The 18,761-nt window shown below is 73.4% G+C and carries 17 protein-coding genes; 10 read left to right on the top strand and 7 right to left on the bottom strand.

Translation table 11 applies throughout. The features are described 5' to 3' along the window. The first annotated feature begins 197 nt into the window (after positions 1-197). The 3 genes from ACZ4WZ_RS06100 to ACZ4WZ_RS06090 all read left to right on the top strand — a co-directional run bounded on the left by ACZ4WZ_RS06100 (position 198) and on the right by ACZ4WZ_RS06090 (position 1,566). A complete protein-coding gene (locus tag ACZ4WZ_RS06100; RefSeq protein ID WP_467885665.1) occupies positions 198-782 on the top strand; it encodes a class F sortase in 585 nt (194 codons plus the stop codon). A gap of 91 nt (positions 783-873) precedes the next feature. Then, entirely contained in the window at positions 874-1,230 is a 357-nt protein-coding gene (locus ACZ4WZ_RS06095; protein ID WP_467885662.1) for a hypothetical protein, read from the top strand. A 57-nt stretch (positions 1,231-1,287) separates the two neighbouring features. Next, positions 1,288-1,566 carry a hypothetical protein gene (locus ACZ4WZ_RS06090; RefSeq protein ID WP_467885659.1) on the top strand — a complete coding sequence of 93 codons (279 nt, stop codon included), beginning with the start codon at positions 1,288-1,290 and terminating at the stop codon, positions 1,564-1,566. Positions 1,567-1,626: 60 nt separating this feature from the next. Here ACZ4WZ_RS06090 and ACZ4WZ_RS06085 read toward each other — a convergent pair whose 3' ends face one another. Continuing rightward, entirely contained in the window at positions 1,627-2,040 is a 414-nt protein-coding gene (locus ACZ4WZ_RS06085; protein WP_467885656.1) for a hypothetical protein, read from the bottom strand. 163 nt (positions 2,041-2,203) lie between these two features. On the opposite strand from ACZ4WZ_RS06085, the gene ACZ4WZ_RS06080 reads away from it, so the two are divergent. The 4 genes from ACZ4WZ_RS06080 to ACZ4WZ_RS06065 all read left to right on the top strand — a co-directional run bounded on the left by ACZ4WZ_RS06080 (position 2,204) and on the right by ACZ4WZ_RS06065 (position 7,166). After that, the gene (locus ACZ4WZ_RS06080; protein WP_467885653.1) at positions 2,204-3,031 is read left to right on the top strand and encodes a hypothetical protein; all 828 of its coding nucleotides are present in this window, start codon (positions 2,204-2,206) and stop codon (positions 3,029-3,031) included. Between the two features lie 87 nt (positions 3,032-3,118). Further along, positions 3,119-5,119, top strand: a complete 2,001-nt coding sequence (locus ACZ4WZ_RS06075; RefSeq protein WP_467885650.1) for an FUSC family protein — start codon at positions 3,119-3,121, stop codon at positions 5,117-5,119. A 92-nt stretch (positions 5,120-5,211) separates the two neighbouring features. Then, a complete protein-coding gene (locus ACZ4WZ_RS06070; protein ID WP_467885647.1) occupies positions 5,212-5,922 on the top strand; it encodes a hypothetical protein in 711 nt (236 codons plus the stop codon). After that, positions 5,910-7,166: a sensor histidine kinase gene (locus tag ACZ4WZ_RS06065; RefSeq protein ID WP_467885644.1), complete on the top strand. Its 1,257-nt coding sequence runs from the start codon at positions 5,910-5,912 to the stop codon at positions 7,164-7,166. The genes ACZ4WZ_RS06070 and ACZ4WZ_RS06065 overlap by 13 nt, the downstream gene beginning before the upstream one ends. 46 nt (positions 7,167-7,212) lie before the next feature. Here the strand turns inward: ACZ4WZ_RS06065 and ACZ4WZ_RS06060 are convergent, their stop codons facing one another. Further along, complete coding sequence (locus ACZ4WZ_RS06060) at positions 7,213-9,297, bottom strand: PhoX family protein (protein WP_467885641.1); 2,085 nt, start codon at positions 9,295-9,297, stop codon at positions 7,213-7,215. Between the two features lie 273 nt (positions 9,298-9,570). Here ACZ4WZ_RS06060 and ACZ4WZ_RS06055 point away from each other — a divergent pair, with 273 nt between their 5' ends. After that, the gene (locus ACZ4WZ_RS06055) at positions 9,571-11,037 is read left to right on the top strand and encodes a VWA domain-containing protein (RefSeq protein ID WP_467885638.1); all 1,467 of its coding nucleotides are present in this window, start codon (positions 9,571-9,573) and stop codon (positions 11,035-11,037) included. 82 nt (positions 11,038-11,119) lie between these two features. Here ACZ4WZ_RS06055 and aspS read toward each other — a convergent pair whose 3' ends face one another. Then, complete coding sequence (gene aspS / locus ACZ4WZ_RS06050) at positions 11,120-12,937, bottom strand: aspartate--tRNA ligase (protein ID WP_467885636.1); 1,818 nt, start codon at positions 12,935-12,937, stop codon at positions 11,120-11,122. 136 nt (positions 12,938-13,073) lie between these two features. Here aspS and ACZ4WZ_RS06045 point away from each other — a divergent pair, with 136 nt between their 5' ends. Then, positions 13,074-15,311 (top strand): SpoIIE family protein phosphatase, encoded by a 2,238-nt coding sequence (locus tag ACZ4WZ_RS06045; RefSeq protein WP_467885924.1) that lies wholly within the window; start codon positions 13,074-13,076, stop codon positions 15,309-15,311. A gap of 36 nt (positions 15,312-15,347) precedes the next feature. Here ACZ4WZ_RS06045 and ACZ4WZ_RS06040 read toward each other — a convergent pair whose 3' ends face one another. Further along, positions 15,348-16,352 carry a pirin family protein gene (locus tag ACZ4WZ_RS06040; protein ID WP_467885633.1) on the bottom strand — a complete coding sequence of 335 codons (1,005 nt, stop codon included), beginning with the start codon at positions 16,350-16,352 and terminating at the stop codon, positions 15,348-15,350. A 181-nt stretch (positions 16,353-16,533) separates the two neighbouring features. Here ACZ4WZ_RS06040 and ACZ4WZ_RS06035 point away from each other — a divergent pair, with 181 nt between their 5' ends. Next, entirely contained in the window at positions 16,534-16,968 is a 435-nt protein-coding gene (locus ACZ4WZ_RS06035) for a hypothetical protein (RefSeq protein WP_467885630.1), read from the top strand. Positions 16,969-17,019: 51 nt separating this feature from the next. Here the strand turns inward: ACZ4WZ_RS06035 and ACZ4WZ_RS06030 are convergent, their stop codons facing one another. Genes ACZ4WZ_RS06030 through ACZ4WZ_RS06020 form a run of 3 tightly spaced genes read right to left on the bottom strand, consistent with a single transcriptional unit; the run spans position 17,020 to position 18,639 of the window. After that, on the bottom strand, positions 17,020-17,478 hold the full coding sequence (locus ACZ4WZ_RS06030; RefSeq protein WP_467885627.1) for an SseB family protein: 459 nt from the start codon (positions 17,476-17,478) through the stop codon (positions 17,020-17,022). A gap of 47 nt (positions 17,479-17,525) precedes the next feature. Then, positions 17,526-17,807, bottom strand: a complete 282-nt coding sequence (locus ACZ4WZ_RS06025) for a DUF397 domain-containing protein (protein ID WP_467885625.1) — start codon at positions 17,805-17,807, stop codon at positions 17,526-17,528. Then, the gene (locus ACZ4WZ_RS06020; RefSeq protein ID WP_467885622.1) at positions 17,788-18,639 is read right to left on the bottom strand and encodes a helix-turn-helix domain-containing protein; all 852 of its coding nucleotides are present in this window, start codon (positions 18,637-18,639) and stop codon (positions 17,788-17,790) included. Before ACZ4WZ_RS06020 ends, ACZ4WZ_RS06025 begins: the two co-directional genes overlap by 20 nt. Positions 18,640-18,761 lie beyond the last annotated feature (122 nt).

The following is an 18,761-nucleotide window of genomic DNA, read 5'->3' as shown; positions in this document are numbered from 1 at the left end:
CTCACCCCTTCGGGCGTAGCGGCCCGGTCGGGCGTGTACGGCCGGCACACCCGCCGCCAGCTGGGAGGATGGAAGGGCCGGGCCGCCACGGGCACGTGACGCGCCGTCATTTCCGGTGCGGGCGGCGATGTGCGGGCGGGCGGGGAGCGGTCCACTGCTCCCAGGACCGGCCGCCCGAGCCGGACAGGAGGAATGCCATGTCCCGCGCCCGGTGGACCGCCGCAGCCCTGACGGTCACTCTGCTCTGCACCGGGATCGGCCTGTTGCGCGGCAGCGCGGGCGCGGAGCCCGCCACCGCGAGCGTCACCGACGCGCTGCCGTCCCGGGCACTGGGCCTGTCCGGGCACCGCCGGCTCGTACGCGGGCTGGAGCACGCCGGTGCGCGCGCTCCGGGCGCGGAACGCCGGACGGTGTCCGCCCCGCCGATGCGGACCGCACGGCCGCTGCGGCTGCGCATCCCCGCACTGGGGGTGGACCTCCCGCTGGCCGCGGGCCCGCAGGACGGTCAGGGCAGGGCCGGCTGGGACACCGACGGCCCGGCTCCCGGATCCGCCGGCACCGCCGTGGTCACCGGCCACGGAATCCCGCTCGCCGGGCTGCGGCGGGGCCGCGTGATCGAGATCCCGCGCGCGGACCACCGCACGGCGGTGTTCACCGTCGAGCGGGTCTCCCCCCACCCGGTCGCGGTGCCGGCCGGGGACGCAGGTCTCGCCCGGCTGCGGCTGGTCAGCGGCGAGACCTCCGTCCTGGCCCGGCTGACGGGTCCCCGGCGTACCGGCTGAGTCGGCCGTTGGGGGGTGTCTTCGTCCCCCGGTCGGCGGCTTCTCGGGGATCCACGGAGAGCCGTACGGCGTGTCGGGGCATGCAGGCCCCATGAACGGTGCGCGGTACGCGCGGACGCCACTGGCGCGGGCCCTGACGGTGGTCTGCGTGGTTCTGCTGTGTCTGTTCGGCGCCGGTCCGGCGACGACGGCCACGGCCGGCGGGGAGCCCCGCCCCGCCTCCTCGGCACCGGCCGACCCCACCGAGGGACAGTCGGATCCGGCCGGGGACGCCGTCGGGCGGGCGGCGCTGCGGACGCCCGTGCGCACGGCCCCGGCCGTACGGCGGCTGCCGCAGCGGATGTTTCACGTGGAACACGCCGGTCAGGTCGCCCGTGCGGCCTCGTACGGGACGGCCGCACCGGCCCTGCCCCGGCGGACGGTACGGAGCATGGTCCTGCGCTGCTGAGCGGGCCGAGCAGCGTGAACGACCCCCCACACCCCCGAGCCACCGTGAGGTTCCGTCATGCCCATCGACCCGTACGCCGCCCTGAACGCCATGCTCCGCGCCGAGGTCGTCCGCTTCTCGCCGCCGGCCCGGCAGGAGGCCCCCCTCTCGGACCGCCCGCCCGCCGACCGCCAGGGCCCCGACCGCCAGGCCCCGGACCGTCACACCGCCGACCGTCACACCGCCGACCGGCCCGTCCCGCAGGCCGCGACCGCCGGCGCGCCGAAGACCGGCGCCGCGGCGGCAGCCGGCGCCGGCAGCGAACCGCGGCAGGACATCGCCGGTTCGGCGGCGTAACGACACATGACGGCGCCGGTTCCCGCACCCTCCCAGCGGGTGCGGGAACCGGCGCCGGGCTCAGTTCTCGCGGGTGTAGTACCGGTAGAACGCCGTGAGCCCGACGCCCAGTGCCACGAACAGGCCGATCACGGTGGAACGGAGCACGGACGCGTGGGTCAGGCTGTGGAGGTAGCCGACGGCGATGCCGCCGAACACCCCGTACGCGGTGGCGTGCACCTCCCGCCCCAGCCTGGGGCCGACCCGCGCGAGCGCGAACATGCAGGCCGCGAAGAGCGCGCCGCACAGGATGCCGTAGAACACGTTGCCCGCGTCGACCGGGCCCGTCTGACGCTGGATGAAGGCCGCCCAGACCCCGTAGACGAGGCCCATGAGCAGCGCGCGGATCAGGGCGCCGCGGTCGGTGTGCCGCTGCGCGTCCGCCGACGTCATAGGGCGGTGCCGCCGGGGGGCGGTGGGTGCCGCATGTGCCATGGCGGGGCTCCTCTCTTCCACCCTCAAGGGCACACCCGGCACCCGGGACCGGCAAGTGGATCACCCGTCCGGGCGGTTCCCGCCCGGTCCCGGGAGGGAATCCGGGCCCCCGGACGCAGCAGCGGGGGTAGCGCCGCACGCCGCGTCCGCTTTCCCTGGTGACGTGCGCACCTACCTGTCGGCGGCCCTCATCGTGCTCGTGGCCCTGCTCGTGCCCGCGAGCGCGGTCGCGTACTGGGGCGACCGCCGGCTGGGTGACGCCGACCACTACACCGCGGCCATGGCCCCCCTCGCCAAGGACCCGGCCGTCCAGGAGGTGGTCGCCGCCCAGGCCACCCGGGCCCTCTCCGGGCAGATCGACGCGGGCCCCTTCCAGGGCGCCGTCGACGCCCTGATCGGCGAGGCCCTGCATTCCTTCACCGGTACCCCCGCCTACCGGACGGCCTGGGAGACCGCGAACCGGGCGGCGCACACCGCCTTCCTCGACGCCCTGGAGACCGGCCGCGGTGACGCCGTCACCGTCGACCTCGCACCCGTGATCGCGCAGGTCAAGGAGGAACTGGTGGCGGACGACGTGCCCTTCGCCGACCGCATCCCGGAGACCCACCTCTCCGTGAAGGTCATGGAGTACGACAACCTCGGCGCACTCCGGGAGGGGTTCCACGCCCTCCAGATCGCCGGAGTCTGGCTTCCCGTGCTCACGGTGCTGCTCGCCGTGGCGGCCGTGGCCGTCGCCGTCCGGCGCCGGCGGGCCCTCCTCGCCACCGGCGCCGGCCTCGCGGCCGGAGCCCTGCTGCTGTGGGCGGCGGTGGCCGTGTGCCGCCGCATCACCCTCGACGACCTGCCCGCCGACATCGACCGGCCCGCAGCCGCGGCCGTGTACGACGCGCTCACCGCCTTCCTGCGGACCACCGCGTGGGTGGTCCTCGCCCTCGGACTGGCCAGCGCGCTGACCGCATGGCTGATGGGCCGGCTGCGCCGCACGCCATAAGCTCGGAAGGTACTCATCCTCCGCAGAACCCCCCAGAACGACCGATTCGCGAGCGGCGACACGGAAGAGCGGCGACACGGAAGCGGAATGACCACCCAACGACGCACCGAGCACATACCGCCCGGACGGCCACGCCCCCGTCCCCTGGCCCCGCCCGCCTGGCTGCTCGCGGGACTGCGGCCCAGCAGCGGCCGCATCCCCTGGGCCGCGGCCGCCCGCGCCGGGATCGCGATGGCCGCCCCGCTCGCCGTCGGCTTCGCCCTCGACGAGCCCGAGTACGGGGCCCTCGTGTCCATGGGCGCCCTCGCCGGGGTGATCGGCGACACCGCCGACGCCTACCGGATGCGGGTCCTGAACATCGCCGTCCCGCAGGCACTCGGCGCCGTCGGGGTCGCCCTCGGCACCCTCGTCTACGGGCGCGGCTGGCTGGCCGTCGCCGTCCTCACCCTGATCGCCCTCCTCTCCGGGATGATCTCCTCGATCGGCACGGTCGCCTCCGTATCCGGGCTGCTGCTCCTGCTCAACGCCGTCGTCGGGGCCGGTCTGCCGATGCCCCAGCCCTGGTGGACCGCGCCGCTGCTGCTCACCACCGGCGGCCTGTTCGTGCTCGCGCTGACCCTGCTGGGCTGGCCCGTGCGCGGCCGGCAGCCCGAACGGGCCGCCGTCGCGGCCGCCTACCGGGCGCTGGCCGACGCGTTCGAAGCCTCCGGCGGACCCCAGGCCGCCTACGACGAACGCCGCCAACAGGTCACGCAGGCCCTCAACCACGCCTACGACCTCGTCCTGGGCCGCCGCGCCCGGGTGCACGGGCGCAGCCCCTCCCTGGTGCGGATGCTGGCCCAGCTGAACGCGCTGATCCCCCTCGTGGAGGCCGCGCCCGCCGCCCACCTGCGGGGCCGCCCGCCGGCGCCCGGGATCCCGGCGGCCGTACGGGAACTGGCCGCGGCCGTCGAGGAGGGCCGCACCGGCACCCCCGCCCTGGACCTGCCCGCCCCGCACACCCCGTCCGAGCGGGCCATCGACTCCGCGCTGCGGCACGCGGCGGTCATCGTGCACCTCGCCGAGCCGGACCCGTACAACGTCGACGACCGCCTCGGCCGGCCGGCCTCCCTGCGCGTGCGGGCCCGCCGCGGGGTGCGCGACATGATGCTGTCCGAGGCCTCCTGGCGGTACGGGCTGCGCCTGGCCCTGTGCATCGGCCTCGCCCAGTCCCTCGTCTCCCTGATCGAGGTGGAACGCTCCTACTGGGTGGCCCTGACCGTCACCTTCGTCCTCAAGCCCGACTTCGGCTCGGTCTTCTCCCGCGCGGTCCTGCGCGCCCTGGGCACGGCCGCCGGACTCGTCCTCGCCGCCGCCGTCCTCGCCGAGGTGCCGCGCGGCTGGTGGGACGTACCGGTGATGGTGGTGCTCGCGGCGCTGATCCCGGCGTTCTCCGTCAAGGGGTACGCCTTCCAGACCGCGGCCATCACCCCGGTGATCCTGCTGCTGTCGGACCAGCTCAACCACGAGGGCTTCGACCTCATCCTGCCCCGGCTCCTCGACAGCCTGATCGGCTGCGCCATCGCCCTGGTCGCCGGCTACCTGCTGTGGCCCGAGAGCTGGCACACCCGGATCGGGGACCGGCTCGCCGACGCCGTCGACGACGCCGCCCGCTACGTGGAGCACGCCTTCGCCCCCGTCGCGGACGAGGCCGCGCTGCGGGCCGCCCGGCAGTCCCGCCTCCAGGCCCGGCGCCGCATCTACCGCGACCTCTCCGGGGTCCGCAGCGAGTTCCAGCGGGCACTGACCGAACCCCCGCCCACCGGGGCCCGGGCCGCGGCCTGGTGGCCGCTGGTGGTGGCCGTGGAACGCGTCGTGGACGCCACCACCGCCGCGCGGGTCCGCGTCAACCACGGCGCCGCTCCGCCCTCGGCGGACGAGGTCGACCGGATCGCGCGCCGGCTCCGCGAACTGGCGGGGGCCGTCCGCAGCAGCCCCGTCCCGGTCCGCGTGGACACGCCCCCGGAGGAGGACGACGAGACGAGCGTCCTGGCCCCCGTGCGGCACGAACTGGCGGCGGCCCGCGCCATCTCCCACCGCCCTTCCTGACGCGCCTGACGCGCCGGACCGACGCACGGAAGGGCCGCCCGGATGGAGCAGTGACCGGGCCGGGAGGCCGGTGGCGGGGCAGCATCGGGTACATGCGCAGCCCCCACGGCCTGGCCGCCCTCACCGCCCTCCTGGCGGCCACGGCCGGCTGCGCCGACGCGGAAGGGCTGCGCAGCGCCGGCGACCTCGGCACCGCCCACGCCCCCCAGAGCCTGTGGGAGGACCACCGCCCCGACCCGCCGGGCCCCGGCCAGCATCCCGGCGCGGCCGCCGTGGTGCCCGGGCTGCCCGAGCCGGAGGGGCCGGGCATGCGCGGGGTGGACGCGCTGGCCGTCGTACGCGCCGACATCACCTCCACCGCCGCCGCCGACGCCGGCACGGGCCGGCTCGTCGATCCCCGCGCCGTCCAGCGGCTCACCCTCTGCACACAGGCTGTGGACGGCGGACCGTACTGCCCCGTCCGCCCCGGCGTCCTCCACGACCTCACCGGAGACGGCAAGGAGGAGCTGATCACGGCCCTCGACGTGGACGGCCGGGTCAGCGAGCTGCGCGTCTACACCGTCCAGGGCGACGGCCGGATCGCCCGGATCCTGTCCCGGCGCGCGGTGCTCGAAGGGGTGGAGGTCGCCGCCGAGCACCTGGCGGTCCGCGAGCCGACCTCGAACCCCGCCTACATCTCCGTCTCCGACTACGTGTGGGACCCCGCGGCCCGCAGCATGAGCCTGTCGCAGCTCACCCTCGACGACTGTCCGGCCATCTCGGACGTCCCGCTGAGCGAGGGACGGTTCCGATGCGCCCGCTGAGCAGCCTGCGCTGGAAGATCGCCCTCACCACCACCCTGGTGTGCTGCGCGGTGGCCGCCGCCCTGGGGATCCTGGTGCACAACGTGGTCTCGCGGCAGGTGGTCGGCGAGGTCCGCAAGGACGTCGAACGGGACCTCGACCACGCCCTCGGCCACTACGAGTACGGCACCTCGCACGGGGACGTGAACGTCGCCCTGGACCCGCCCGGCCTGCCCCGCCCGCTGCGCGAGCTCGTCGCACGCGGACGGACCGGCAGCATGGTCGGCACGCACGACGGCGAGCCCGTCATGTGGGCCGCCGCACCCGCCGACCGGAAGGCGCTGGCGGTGTGGATCCCGTACGGGGCCACCCGCGACCGGCTGCGCGACATCGACACCGCGATCCTCGCCTCCTCGGCGCTCGCGGCCGGGGTGGTGGCCCTGGCGGGCGTGTTCCTCGCCGACCGGATCAGCCGTCGGCTCGCGACGGTCGCCGCCGTCGCCCGCCGGATCAGCGCCGGGGACCTGGACGCCCGGGTGGGCCTCGCGGTGGACACCGGATCCGGTCGGCGCCGCTACCGCGACGAGGTACGGGACGTCGCGCTGGCCCTGGACTCGATGGCCGCCTCGCTCCAGGAACGGCTGGACGCCGAGAAACGGTTCACCGCCGATGTGGCGCACGAGCTGCGCACTCCCCTGACCGGTTCGCTGGCCGCCGCCTCGCTGCTGCCGGAGGGCCGGCCGAAGGAGATGATCAACGACCGCCTCAAGGCCCTGCACCGGCTCACCGAGGACCTGCTGGAGATCTCCCGCCTGGATTCCGGGGTGGAGCGCGCCGACCTGGCCCGGCTGGAGCTGGGCCGGGCCGTGGAACGGGCCGTGGCCGGGACGGGGCTGCCCGCCGAGGTACGGATCGTGCGGGACGCGGTGGTCTTCACCGACCGGCGGCGCTTCGACCGGATCCTGGCCAACCTGCTGGCCAACGCCCACAAGCACGGGCGGCCGCCGGTGGAGGTCACCGTCGACGGCCCGGTGGTGGTGATCCGCGACCACGGCTCCGGCTATCCCGCCGAGCTGATCGAGCGGGGTCCCAAGCGGTTCCGCACCGGGGATCCCGGCCGCGGCCGCGGCCACGGCCTGGGCCTGACGATCGCGGCCGGCCAGGCGGCGGTGCTGGAGATCGGGCTGGGCTTCGCCAACGCCCCGGACGGGGGAGCGCTGACGACGCTCCGGCTGCCGTTGGGACGGCTGCCGGAGCCGGACTGACCGGCCGGGAGCAATGGCCGGCCGGGCAGCCTCCTCACCGGGGCGGTCAGACGCCGATGTTCTTCCCGTCCTTGCGCCACACGGACACCACCGCCGGGCGGACGAGCTTGCCCGGGCCGTCGGGCCACACCGACTGCGGCTTCTCCACGGACGCGCCGTCGATCTCGCCCGGGTGCTGCACCGAGACGAGGACGCGCTTGTCCTGGATGATCGGGCCGCAGGTCTCGGCCCCGCGCGGGACGGTCAGGAACTGCTTCAGCTCGCCGCGGCGCTCACCCGCGGTCGCGACGCCGAACAGGCCGTCGTGGGAGCCGAGCTGGTTGCCGTCGGTCGAGATCCACAGGTTGCCGTGCGGGTCGAAGGCCACGTTGTCCGGGCAGGAGATCGGGCTGACCTTGTCCTTCGGGAAGCCGGCGAAGTAGGTCGCCGGGTCGTTCGGGTCACCGGCGACCAGGAACAGCCGCCAGGCGAACCCGTCGCCGGCCGGGTCGTCGAAGTTCTCGGCGAGCTCCAGGATCTGGCCGTGCTTGTTCAGGTTGCGCGGGTTGGCCTCGGTCGCGCCCTCGGCCTTGCCGGGCTTGCCGCGGTCGGTGTTGTTGGTCAGCGCGACGTACACGCGGCCGGTGCGCGGGGACGGCTCGACGTCCTCGGGGCGGTCCATCTTCGTGGCGCCCACCTTGTCGGCGGCCTGGCGCGTGAAGACGTACACCTCCTCGGCGGTCATGCCCTCGACGTGCGAGACGTTGCCGGTCGCGAGCTTGATCCATACGCCGGAACCGTCGAACTCGCCGTCGGCGGGCAGCTTGCCGGAGCCGTCGATCTGGGCGGCCGGGGAGTCACCGGTCAGCTTGGCGACGTACAGGGTGCCCTCGTCGAGGAGCGTGAGGTTGTGCTCCTTCGCCGCGCGCGAGTCGCCCTTCTTCATCCGCTTCGACGAGACGAACTTGTAGAAGTAGTCGAAGCGCTCGTCGTCGCCCATGTAGACGACGGGACGGCCGTCCTCGGTCAGGCGCGGCTGTGCGGCCTCGTGCTTGAAGCGGCCGAGCGCGGTGCGCTTGCGGGGCACGGAGTTCACGTCGTACGGGTCCAGTTCGACGACCCAGCCGTGGCGGTGGGACTCGTTGGGCTCCTGGGCCACGTCGAAGCGCTTGTCGAACCGCTCCCACTTGCGCTCGGTGGCACCGGAGGTCACGCCGTAGCGCTTCAGGCGGGCGGCCTGGGTGGGGTCGGTGACCTGCCCGGCGTTGCCGAAGTACTGGTTGAAGTTCTCCTCGCCGTGGAGGGTGGTGCCCCACGGGGTGGTGCCGCCGGCGCAGTTGTTCAGGGTGCCGAGCACCTTGGTGCCGGTGGGGTCGGCCGAGGTCTTCAGCAGGGCGCTGCCCGCGGCCGGGCCGGCCATCCTGAACTCGCTGGTGGCGGTCAGACGGCGGTTGAGCTGGTGGCGGGAGACCGCGGTCAGCTTGCCGCTGCGGTGGTCCTCCTGGACGACGACCACGGACAGGCCGTGCGCGGCCCAGGCGATCTCGACCTGCTCGCGGGTCGGGTTGGCCGGGTCGTACCCCTTGAACATCAGGTTCTCGTCGGTGTACTCGTGGTTGGCCACCAGCAGCTGCTGGCGCTCGTAGCCGCCGCCGAGCGGGAGCAGGCTCAGGAAGTCGTTGTTGTAGCCGAACTGACCGGCCTGGGCGGCGGCGGTCTGCTTGTCCGGGTTGAAGCCGGGGGCGCCCTTGAGGATCGGGTCGCCCCAGCGGATGACCACGTTCTGCTCGTGGCCCTCCGGGACGGTGACCTTGTCGTCGGTGTTCGGGGCGACGGGCTTGAAGCGCAGGCCGCGGGCGGCCTCGCCCGCGCGCCTGGCGTCGTCCCCGGGCACGGGGGCGGCGCTGGCGCTCTGTCCGCCGCCCGCACCGAGGGTGACGGCGGTGCCGGCGGCGGTGGCGACCGTGACGACCGCGGCGGAGCGCAGCATCGAGCGGCGGGAGTAGGCCCGGGCCATGATGTCGCCGGCGTACTCGTTGTCACTGGTGTTGGGCACCTCGTGGAAGCATGCGTCACCGCAGCGGTAGCGGCAGGTGAGAGCGGAACGGCCGCTGCCATGCGGGTTGCCGATGAACGGCAGGAGCTTGCGCACGAGGGTGTCCTCCGGTGTCGGTACGAATCAGCGGTGACGCTAGGCGCGGGTTGCGCCGATGCGGCGGCGCGGAGATGAACGGTGGATGAACCCGGCACGGCGGAGGGGAAGTTCGGGTAAGGACCGCTATTGGGTGGACGGCCGGGCGCCACGAAAGGCGCCCCTGCCGAAGTTCCAGCCGAGCGGCCGATAACCTTACGTGTCCACTCTGGGCAGGGATCAACCGCGCAGCACGGACAAATGACGCACGCACACATGCGAAAGGCCTGGCCCATGGGTATTCGGAGCTTGTTGCGCAAGGTGTTCGGACGGACCGAGGAGCCGGTCCCCGAGACGTCCGACGCCCCTTCGGCGGCCGTCCCGAGCCAGGCCGAACGCGCCCCCCTGGACGTGGCGGCCGAACTGGTGGCGGCGTCCTTCGACAACCCGACCGTCCCGCCGCAGTCCGCGCCCCGCGACCGCGAGCCGGGCACGCTGCTCACCGCCGCCCCGGCGCCGACGGCGGACCCCACGGTCCCTGAAGCCCGTCGCCCCGTGCCCCCGGCGGCCCCGGAGGGCGCCGGGGGTCCCGCGACCCCGGACACCCCTGCCGAACCGGCCGCGGAAGCGGCCGCCGAGCCCGCCGCCGGGGCGGAGGCCGTGACCGAGCCCGAGCCGGCCACCGCCGCTGTCGAGCCCGAGGCCGAAGCCGAGCCCGAGGCCGCCGCCGCTGTCGAGCCCGAGCCCGCCGCCGCCGCTGTCGAGCCCGAGGCCGAGCCGGCCGCCGCCGAAGCCGAGGCCGCGCCCGTCGCCGTCGAGGCCGAAGCCGAAGCCGAGCCCCAGGCCGAGCCCGCCATCGCTGTCGCCGAAGCCGAAGCCGAGCCGGCCGCCGCCGAAGCCGCCGCCGAGCCCCAGCCCGAGCCCGCCGAGGCGGAGTCCGAGCCCCAGGACGCCGCGCCGCAGGCCCAGGAGGCGCCCGCCACCGAGCCGGAGCCGGAGCCCGAGCCCGCCGCCGAGGCACCGCAGCCGGAGCCGGCCGCCGCGGCCGCCGAGCCCGAAGCGGTCGCCGCCGGAGCGCCCGAGCAGGCCGAACCGGAGCAGGGGCCCGCCATCGCCGCGGCAGCGGTACGGCGGCGGGCCGCCGGGATCGCCGGGGCGTACAAGGCCGCCGGGCAGGTGCTGCGGGCCAAGGGGAAGGCCGGGGCCCGCGCGAAGGTGTACCTCGTACTGGACCGGTCCGGCTCCATGCGCGGCTTCTACAAGGACGGCAGCGCCCAGTACCTCGCCGACCACGCCCTCGCCCTGGCCGCGCACCTGGACGAGGAGGCCACCGTCCACACGGTGTTCTTCTCCACCGAGCTGGACGGCACCGCCGAGCTGACCCTCGACGCGCACGACGCGACCTGGGTGGAGGCCCGCCACGCCGAGCTCGGACGGATGGGCCGCACCAGCTACCACGTCGCCGTCGAGGCCGTGGTCGAGCGCTACCGGAAGGACGGCGGCACGGGCCCGGCCCTGGTCGTGTTCCAGACCGACGGCGCGCCCGACAACGTCCGTCCCGCCCGGCAGGCGATCGCCGACGCGGCGGCCGCCGCCCCCGGCGTCCACTGGCAGTTCGTCGCGTTCGGCGACCACGACGCGAAGGCCTTCGACTTCCTGCGCAAGCTGGACGCCGAGAACGCCGGCTTCTTCCACGCCGGCCCGGCCCCCACGGAGCTGACCTCCGCCGCCCTCCTCAAGGGCCTCCTCGAGCGGTTCTGACCGCGGCGGGCAGAACGAACGCAGAACGAAGGGCCCGGGATCCTAGGATCCCGGGCCCTTCCCGCTGCAGGAGCGGCTACGACTAGCGCGCGGCGTCCGGGTGGACGGCCTCCGCGACCGGCTTGGCGTCGGCCGCCTTCGTCTCGACCGGCTTGCGCAGGGCGATGTTCAGCTCGCGCAGACGGGACTCCTCCAGCACCGTCGGCGCGCCCATCATCAGGTCCTGGGCGTTGCCGTTGAGCGGGAAGGCGATGGTCTCGCGGATGTTCGGCTCGTCGGCCAGCAGCATCACGATGCGGTCGACGCCCGGGGCGATGCCACCGTGCGGCGGGGCGCCGAGGCGGAAGGCGCGCAGCATGCCGGCGAACTCGCGCTCGACGGTCTCGGCCTCGTAACCGGCGATCTCGAAGGCCTTCAGCATGACCTCGGGCTCGTGGTTGCGGATGGCGCCGGAGGACAGCTCGATGCCGTTGCAGACGATGTCGTACTGCCAGGCCAGGATGTCGAGCGGGTCCTTCTCCTCCAGGTCCTTCATGCCGCCCTGCGGCATGGAGAAGGGGTTGTGCGAGAAGTCGATCTTGCCGGTCTCCTCGTCCTTCTCGTACATCGGGAAGTCGACGATCCAGCAGAAGCGGAAGACGTTCTCCTCGAACTGGCCGGCGCGCTTGGCGGCCTCGACCCGGACCGGGCCCATGATCTTGGAGACCTCGTCGAACTCGCCCGCGCCGAAGAACACCGCGTGCCCGGGCGCCAGGCCCAGACGCTCGCCGAGGACCTTGACGTTCTCCTCGGTGAGGAACTTGGCGATCGGGCCGGTCAGCGAACCGTCCTCGCCCACGCGGACCCACGCCAGGCCCTTGGCGCCCAGCGAGATCGCGTACTCGCCGAGACCGTCGAAGAACTTGCGCGGCTGGCCCGCGGTGTCCGGGACGGCCAGCGCACGCACGTGCTTGCCGGCGAACGCCTTGAACTCCGAGCCCTCGAACACGTCGGTGATGTCGACGAGCTCCAGCTTGGCGCGCAGGTCGGGCTTGTCGTTGCCGTACTTCAGCATCGACTCGCGGAACGGGATCCGCGGGAACGGCGAGGTGACCGGGCGGCCGCCGCCGAACTCGGTGAAGAGCTCGGTCATCAGCTTCTCGATCGGCTGGAAGACGTCCTCCTGCTCGACGAAGGACATCTCCACGTCGAGCTGGTAGAACTCGCCCGGCGAGCGGTCCGCGCGGGCGTCCTCGTCGCGGAAGCAGGGCGCGATCTGGAAGTAGCGGTCGAAACCGGAGATCATCAGCAGCTGCTTGAACTGCTGCGGCGCCTGCGGCAGGGCGTAGAACTTGCCCGGGTTCAGGCGGGACGGGACGACGAAGTCACGGGCGCCCTCGGGGGAGGTCGCGGTGAGGATCGGGGTCGCCATCTCGTTGAAGCCGAGGGCCACCATCTTGGAGCGGATGGACGCGATGACCGCCGAGCGCAGCATGATGTTGCGGTGCATGCGCTCGCGGCGCAGGTCGAGGAAGCGGTACTCCAGGCGGCGCTCCTCGTTCACACCGTCGTCGGTGTTGATCGTGAAGGGCAGCGGGCCGGCCGCGCCGAGCACCTCGACCTCGGCGGCCTCGATCTCGATCTCACCGGTCGGCAGGTCGGGGTTGACGTTCTCGGTGCCGCGGGAGACGACCTTGCCGTCGACGCGGACGACCGTCTCCTTGGACAGCTTGTCCAGGACGTCGGCGGCCGCGGTGCCGGGGCGGGCCACGAGCTGCGTGATGCCGTAGTGGTCGCGCAGATCGATGAAGAGGATGCCGCCCAGGTCTCGACGATTGTGCAGCCAGCCGCTCAGCCGGACGTCGGTGCCGACGTCAGAGGCACGGAGCTCGCCGCACGTGTGGGACCTGTACCGATGCATCAGTCATCCAGTTCTACGCGATACCAGGGTGGATTCAACCGTCCCAAGGTTACCGCCCGGGCCGGGCACCGCGCGGGCGCGCCCGGAGAGGGTCCTGAACAGGCAGCCCCGTGCGATGACCTGTAAAGATGACCGGGTGCGCACCGAGGACGTCCTGGCCGCCATCGCGACGGGCCTGTGGCGATGGGACAACGCCTCCGGGACGGTCACCCTCGACAGCGAGGCCGCCCGGCTGCTCGGGCTGCCCGCCGAGCCCGCCGTCCTGCCCGAGGCCGCCGCGCGCTCGCGCTTCCACCCGGTCGACTGGAACGAGATCAACGGCATCGTGAACCTCGCCGTCGCCGAGGGCACCCTCGCCGAGGCACGGCTGCGGATCATGGACGAGGACGGGCGCGTGCTGCGCACCGTACGCAGCCGCTCCAAACCGGTGGAGAACCGTACGCCCGACGGCCGCCTCGACTACGAGCTGATCGGCACCATCCAGGAGATCGCCGAGCCGCAGCCCGGCACCACCGCCGCCCACACCCCGATCACCGGCGACTGGCGGCGCTCCCGCGAGGCCTTCCTCCTCGACGCCGGCCGGGCGCTCGCCGAGGCCCGGTCCACGGCCGAGGTGCTGCGGGTGGCGGCCTCGCTGTCCATGCCGGGCTTCAGCCCCGACGGGCTGGCCGTCTTCGGGGTGGCGGGCGACCGGCTGTCGGTCATCGGCCACCACGGGCACGACCCCGGCGACGAGGCACCCTTCACCGACATGGGCCTGGCGACCGACTACCCGGCCGCGGAGGTCGTCCGCACCGGCCGGGCGATCTACCTGCCCACACCGGAGGAGTACGAGCGGCGCTTCCCGGTCACCTGGCCGCTGGCCCGGCCCTTCGGCCGGAGCTCCTGGGCCTTCCTGCCCCTGATCGTGGCGGGGCGGACCATGGGGGCCTGGATGGCCGCCTTCAAGCAGCCGGTGACCTTCTCCCCCGACGAACGGTCCGTGCTGACGACGGTCGCCCGGATGCTGGCCCAGGCCCTCCAGCGGGCCGGCGTCGCCGAGTCCGAGCGGGAGCTCACCACCGGGCTGCAGCGGTCGATGATGCCGCAGCTCGGGCCGGAGATCCCCGGTATGACGCTCGCCGCGCGCTACGTGCCCACCGGCGGCGGGCTCCAGGTCGGCGGCGACTGGTACGACATGATCCCGCTGCCCTCGGGCCGGTTCGCGCTGGTCATCGGCGACGTCCAGGGGCACGACGTACGGGCCGCCGGGCTGATGGGCCAGCTGCGGATCGCCGTACGGGCCTACGCGTCCGAGGGCCACCGGCCCGACGCGGTGCTCTCCCGGGCCTCCCGCTTCCTGGCCGGGCTCTGCTCCTCTCAGGAGCAGGAGCAGGAGGGGGAGGCGGGGGAAGGCGGCCGCGACCCCGACTTCCTCAGCCCCCGCTTCGCGACCTGCCTGTACGTGGAGTGCGACCCGGAGACCGGCACGCTGGAGGTGGCCCGCGCCGGGCACCCCGATCCGGTGGTCCGGATGACGGACGGCACCGTCCTGATGCGGCCGACGGCCGGCGGACTGCCGCTCGGGATCGTCCCCGACACCGACTATCCGACGACCCGGTTCACCCTGGAGCCCGGCGAAACGATGATGCTGTGCACCGACGGGCTCATCGAGACCGGCGGCCACGACCTCGACACCGGCTGGGCTCGGCTGCGGGCGATCCTGGAGGCCGACGCGGAGACGTACGGGGCCGGCGCGTCCGGCGGCGCCGGACTCACCGCCGGCCACCTGGAGCGCCTCGCCGACCTGCTGGTCCAGGCCGTGCACGGGCCCTCCTCGCACCACACCACGGGACCGCTGGCCGACCGCCGCGAGGACGACATAGCCGTGGTGCTGCTCTGCCGCGAGGGCGCGGGCCGCGGCTGCGGGACGGACGTGCCGCAGCCGGTACGGCCCGCCCGGCGCACGGTGCTGACCGTGGCGCAGGCGGAGCCGGAGCGGATCGCGGGCGCCCGCCGGCAGATCCGGGAGCTGCTGCACGACTGGGCGGACCCGGAGCAGGTGGACTCGGCCGAGCTGATGGTCTCGGAGATGGTGACGAACGTGCTGGTGCACACCGACGGCGACGCGCTGCTGGTCGCGGAGGCGGCCGGCGAGCTGGGCACCCGGCGGCTCCGCGTGGAGGTCGCCGACGGCAGCGACGAGCTGCCGCACAAGCGGCACCCCGGCGAGATGGCCTCCAGCGGGCGCGGGGTCCTGCTGATGGAGATGCTGGCCGACACCTGGGGCGTCGACCCCAGGGGCGCCGGCAAGTCGATCTGGTTCGAGCTGTACGAGCGCTCCAAGCCCGCCGACGGCTCCCCGGCCGGGGACGACGCCGCGGCGACCGGGTAGGCCCCGCCACCGCGGCTCACCCGGAGGCCGGAGGCCTCAGGCCGTCTCCTCCTGGTCGACGGCCCCCGCCCCGCGGTGGCCCAGGCCGGTCCGGGCGGTGGTGGGGATCCGGCCCAGCCGGCCCGCCTGGAAGTCGTCGAAGGCCTGCTGGAGTTGGTCCCGGGTGTTCATGACGAACGGCCCGTAGTGCGCCATCGGCTCCCGGATCGGCCGGCCGCCGAGCAGGACGATCTCCAGGTCCGGGGTGTGGGAGTCCTGGGACTCGTCCGCCCGCACGGTCAGGGAGCCGCCCTCGCCGAAGACGGCCGTCTGCCCGGTGTGGACGGGCCTGCGGTCGGTGCCCACGGACCCGCGCCCGGCCATGACGTACGCGAGGGCGTTGAAGTCCTCGCGCCACGGCAGGGTGAGCCGCGCGCCCGGGCTGACGGTCGCGTGGACCATCGTGATCGGCGTGTGGGTGATGCCGGGGCCCTCGTGGCCGCCCAGCTCACCGGCGATGACGCGGAGCAGCGCGCCGCCGTCGGGGGTGGTCAGCAGCTTGACCTTGCCGCCGCCGATGTCCTGGTATCGCGGGGGCATCATCTTGTCGGAGGCCGGGAGGTTCACCCACAGCTGGAGGCCGTGGAAGAGCCCGCCGCTGACGACGAGGTGCTCCGGCGGGGCCTCGATGTGCAGGAGGCCGGAACCGGCGGTCATCCACTGGGTGTCGCCGTCGTTGATGACTCCGCCGCCGCCGTTGCTGTCCTGATGGACGAAGGTCCCGTCGAGCAGGTAGGTGACGGTCTCGAAGCCGCGGTGGGGGTGCCAGGGGGTGCCCTTCGGCTCGCCCGGCGCGTACTCCACCTCGCCCATCTGGTCCATCATGATGAACGGGTCGAGGTACTGGTAGTTGATGCCTGCGAAGGCGCGGCGCACCGGGAAGCCCTCGCCCTCGAATCCCCCCGGAGCCGTGGTCACGGCGAGCACCTTGCGGGCGGCGGCCGCCTGCGGCTCGGCCACGCGCGGAAGGGCCAACGGGTTCTCAACAGTCACTGCGGGCATGGTCAGGACCTCCTTCTGCTTCGAGTTTAGTTGAAACTCGAACTTTCTGCCACGCCAGAGGGAACGGCGCGCCCGGCCCGCGCATTCCCGTAGCGATCACTTCCGGCCGCATGTCCCGCGAACCGCCGATTTTTGCCCGTACCTGACAACCACAGGGCCTTGTGGCGCGGTCTGACAGGACATGGAGAACAGCACCACCGACAACGACACCGAGACCGCCCCCGGGCGGCGATGGAACCCGCCCGCGTGGCTGCTCGCCCTCGCCCGGGCCACGGCCATGACGGCGGCGATGACGGCCGCCGGTTACGCAGCCCACCGCTGGGCGGCCACCGGGCTGCCGATGGAACCCCTGCCGGGCTCGCCCTGGCCCTACCTGGTCGCGTGGGCGGCGCTGACCTTCCTCGCCTCGCTGCTCCTGCAGTGGGCGACGTCCGGGATCGACTACGACGGCCGCTGGAGCCTGGTCGCCGTGCCGGTGTTCGCCGGCATCCGCCTCTCGCTGGCGCACCGCCCGGACCCGGCGCTGCTGTACGCGTACGGAGCGGCGGCCCTGGCCGTGGCGGCCGTGGGCATCATCCTGTGGCGGCTGCGCGGCGGGCGCACCGCGCCGAGGTAGCACCGGCGCGGGCCGGCCGGGGGCGCCGGCCCCCGGCGGGCTACGGCAACGTCAGCCGTACATGCGGCGCATGGCGAAGTCGACCATCTGCTCGACGGCCTTCGCGTCGAACACCATCCGGTGGTCGCCCTCCATGTCGAGGACGAAGCCGTACCCGGTCGGCAGCAGGTCGATCACCTCGGCGCCGGTGATCACGAAGTACTTGGACTCCTTGCCGGCGTACCGGCGGAGCTCCTTGAGCGTGGTGAACATCGGGATGACCGGGTGCTGCGTGTTGTGCAGCGCCAGGAACCCGGGGGTCTCGCCGCGCGGGCAGTAGACCTTCGAGGTCGCGAAGATCTGCTGGAAGTCCTCGGCGGACAGCGACCCGGTGGTGAAGGCCCGTACCGCGTCCGCGAGCGAGGGCGGCGACGGCTCGGGGTACAGCGGCGCCTGCCCGTATCCCTGCGGGGCCTGGGGCTGCGCGTAGCCCTGCTGCTGGGCACCCGGGTTCTGGTCGTAGCCGTACATGGGGCGAAGCCTACCGAGGCCGTGGCCGACCGGGTGCGCGGTTCCGGTCAGTCCGCCTTGACGGCGGCGACGAAGGGGGCCCACGCGGCGGCCGCCAGTACGATCACGGGCCCGTCCGGCCGCTTGGAGTCCCGTACGGGGACGAGCCCGGGGAGGCCGTCGGCCACCTCGACGCAGTCGCCTTCGTCGCCATTGGTGTAGCTGCTCGTCCGCCAGCGAGCGGCTCCGGGGAACCTCTCAGCGATCTCGACGCATTCACCACCGGTGCCGTTGCTGTAGCTGCTCCTGCGCCAGCAGGCGGACGTCAAGTCAATGTCGGTGCTTGCCATGTCGGAAGTCCTCTGCAGCTGCGTCGATCCTCGCCAGGGAAGCCTCAGGTGACAGCGCGGCAGCCCTGAGCAGATCGTACGACCTGCGGTAGTCCCTCACGAGTGCCGGAAAGTCGATGAGTTGCCCGCTGTGCAGGCTCTCTGTGTACACGACGGGCGGCGCGTCCCCGAAAGTCATCAGCCTGGCCATGCCCATCATGAACGGGTGGGGGCCAGCGGTTTCCGGAACGATCTGCAAAATGGAGCGAGTGGTTCTGACCATATTCGCGATGTGCTCGAACAACTCGGCCATCGCCTCTGCGGCCAGTACTGGCCGTCGGAGCAGCGACTCGTCGAGGATCCCCCAGTACTCCGGCGGGTTCTCCCGGTCGAAGAGCCGAGCCCGCGCCATCCGCGCGGTCACCTTCTCCTCGACCTCGCTGTCCAGAGCCCTGGGCATCGCGGCCCGTGTGAGAGCCCGCGCGTATGCGGCTGTCTGCAACAGCCCCGGCACGAGCATCGGTGCCCAGTCCTCGATCGTCTGGGCGCTCGGTTCCATCTCCACCACGTCCGCGAAGTACTCCACATGCCCTGACTGCTTCGCCCTGCGCGCATCTTCACAGCGGCGCGCGAAAAAACCGTCAGTCCCCAGCCTCTCGTCAACGTGCCGGGCCAGATCCGGCGGCATTCGGCGTTCGCCGCGCTCGATCTGGCTCAGGAACGGGACACCCCTGAAGCTGCCATCCGCCAGCTGCTCCAGCGTAAGTCCGGCAGCCTCGCGCTTGTAGCGCAGCTCGGCGCCGTAGAAGGAGGGGACATTCGCCGACGCGTCGGTGTCCTTACGAGGGGGCACAACAGACCACCGCCATTTGCCATTTGCCCAGCGCAACCCGAAACCCTTCCCACGCTACGCCGACCCGCGCCAGCCTGTGAGCAGTTCGTCACAGTCAGTCCCCGCAGGAAGGCCCCCACAGG

This window comes from Streptomyces sp. NPDC029122, from assembly GCF_055569445.1.
Note: the sequence above shows the minus strand (reverse complement) of the source record. Positions and strands in the feature narration are given on the sequence as shown.

Coding starts and splice junctions, on each gene's coding strand:
- ACZ4WZ_RS06100 (WP_467885665.1), top strand. CDS start 198: ATGTCCCGCGCCCGGTGGACCGCCGCAGCCCTGACGGTCACTCTGCTC.
- ACZ4WZ_RS06095 (WP_467885662.1), top strand. CDS start 874: ATGAACGGTGCGCGGTACGCGCGGACGCCACTGGCGCGGGCCCTGACG.
- ACZ4WZ_RS06090 (WP_467885659.1), top strand. CDS start 1,288: ATGCCCATCGACCCGTACGCCGCCCTGAACGCCATGCTCCGCGCCGAG.
- ACZ4WZ_RS06085 (WP_467885656.1), bottom strand. CDS start 2,040: ATGGCACATGCGGCACCCACCGCCCCCCGGCGGCACCGCCCTATGACG.
- ACZ4WZ_RS06075 (WP_467885650.1), top strand. CDS start 3,119: ATGACCACCCAACGACGCACCGAGCACATACCGCCCGGACGGCCACGC.
- ACZ4WZ_RS06070 (WP_467885647.1), top strand. CDS start 5,212: ATGCGCAGCCCCCACGGCCTGGCCGCCCTCACCGCCCTCCTGGCGGCC.
- ACZ4WZ_RS06065 (WP_467885644.1), top strand. CDS start 5,910: ATGCGCCCGCTGAGCAGCCTGCGCTGGAAGATCGCCCTCACCACCACC.
- ACZ4WZ_RS06055 (WP_467885638.1), top strand. CDS start 9,571: ATGGGTATTCGGAGCTTGTTGCGCAAGGTGTTCGGACGGACCGAGGAG.
- aspS (WP_467885636.1), bottom strand. CDS start 12,937: ATGCATCGGTACAGGTCCCACACGTGCGGCGAGCTCCGTGCCTCTGAC.
- ACZ4WZ_RS06040 (WP_467885633.1), bottom strand. CDS start 16,352: ATGCCCGCAGTGACTGTTGAGAACCCGTTGGCCCTTCCGCGCGTGGCC.
- ACZ4WZ_RS06035 (WP_467885630.1), top strand. CDS start 16,534: ATGGAGAACAGCACCACCGACAACGACACCGAGACCGCCCCCGGGCGG.
- ACZ4WZ_RS06030 (WP_467885627.1), bottom strand. CDS start 17,478: ATGTACGGCTACGACCAGAACCCGGGTGCCCAGCAGCAGGGCTACGCG.
- ACZ4WZ_RS06025 (WP_467885625.1), bottom strand. CDS start 17,807: ATGGCAAGCACCGACATTGACTTGACGTCCGCCTGCTGGCGCAGGAGC.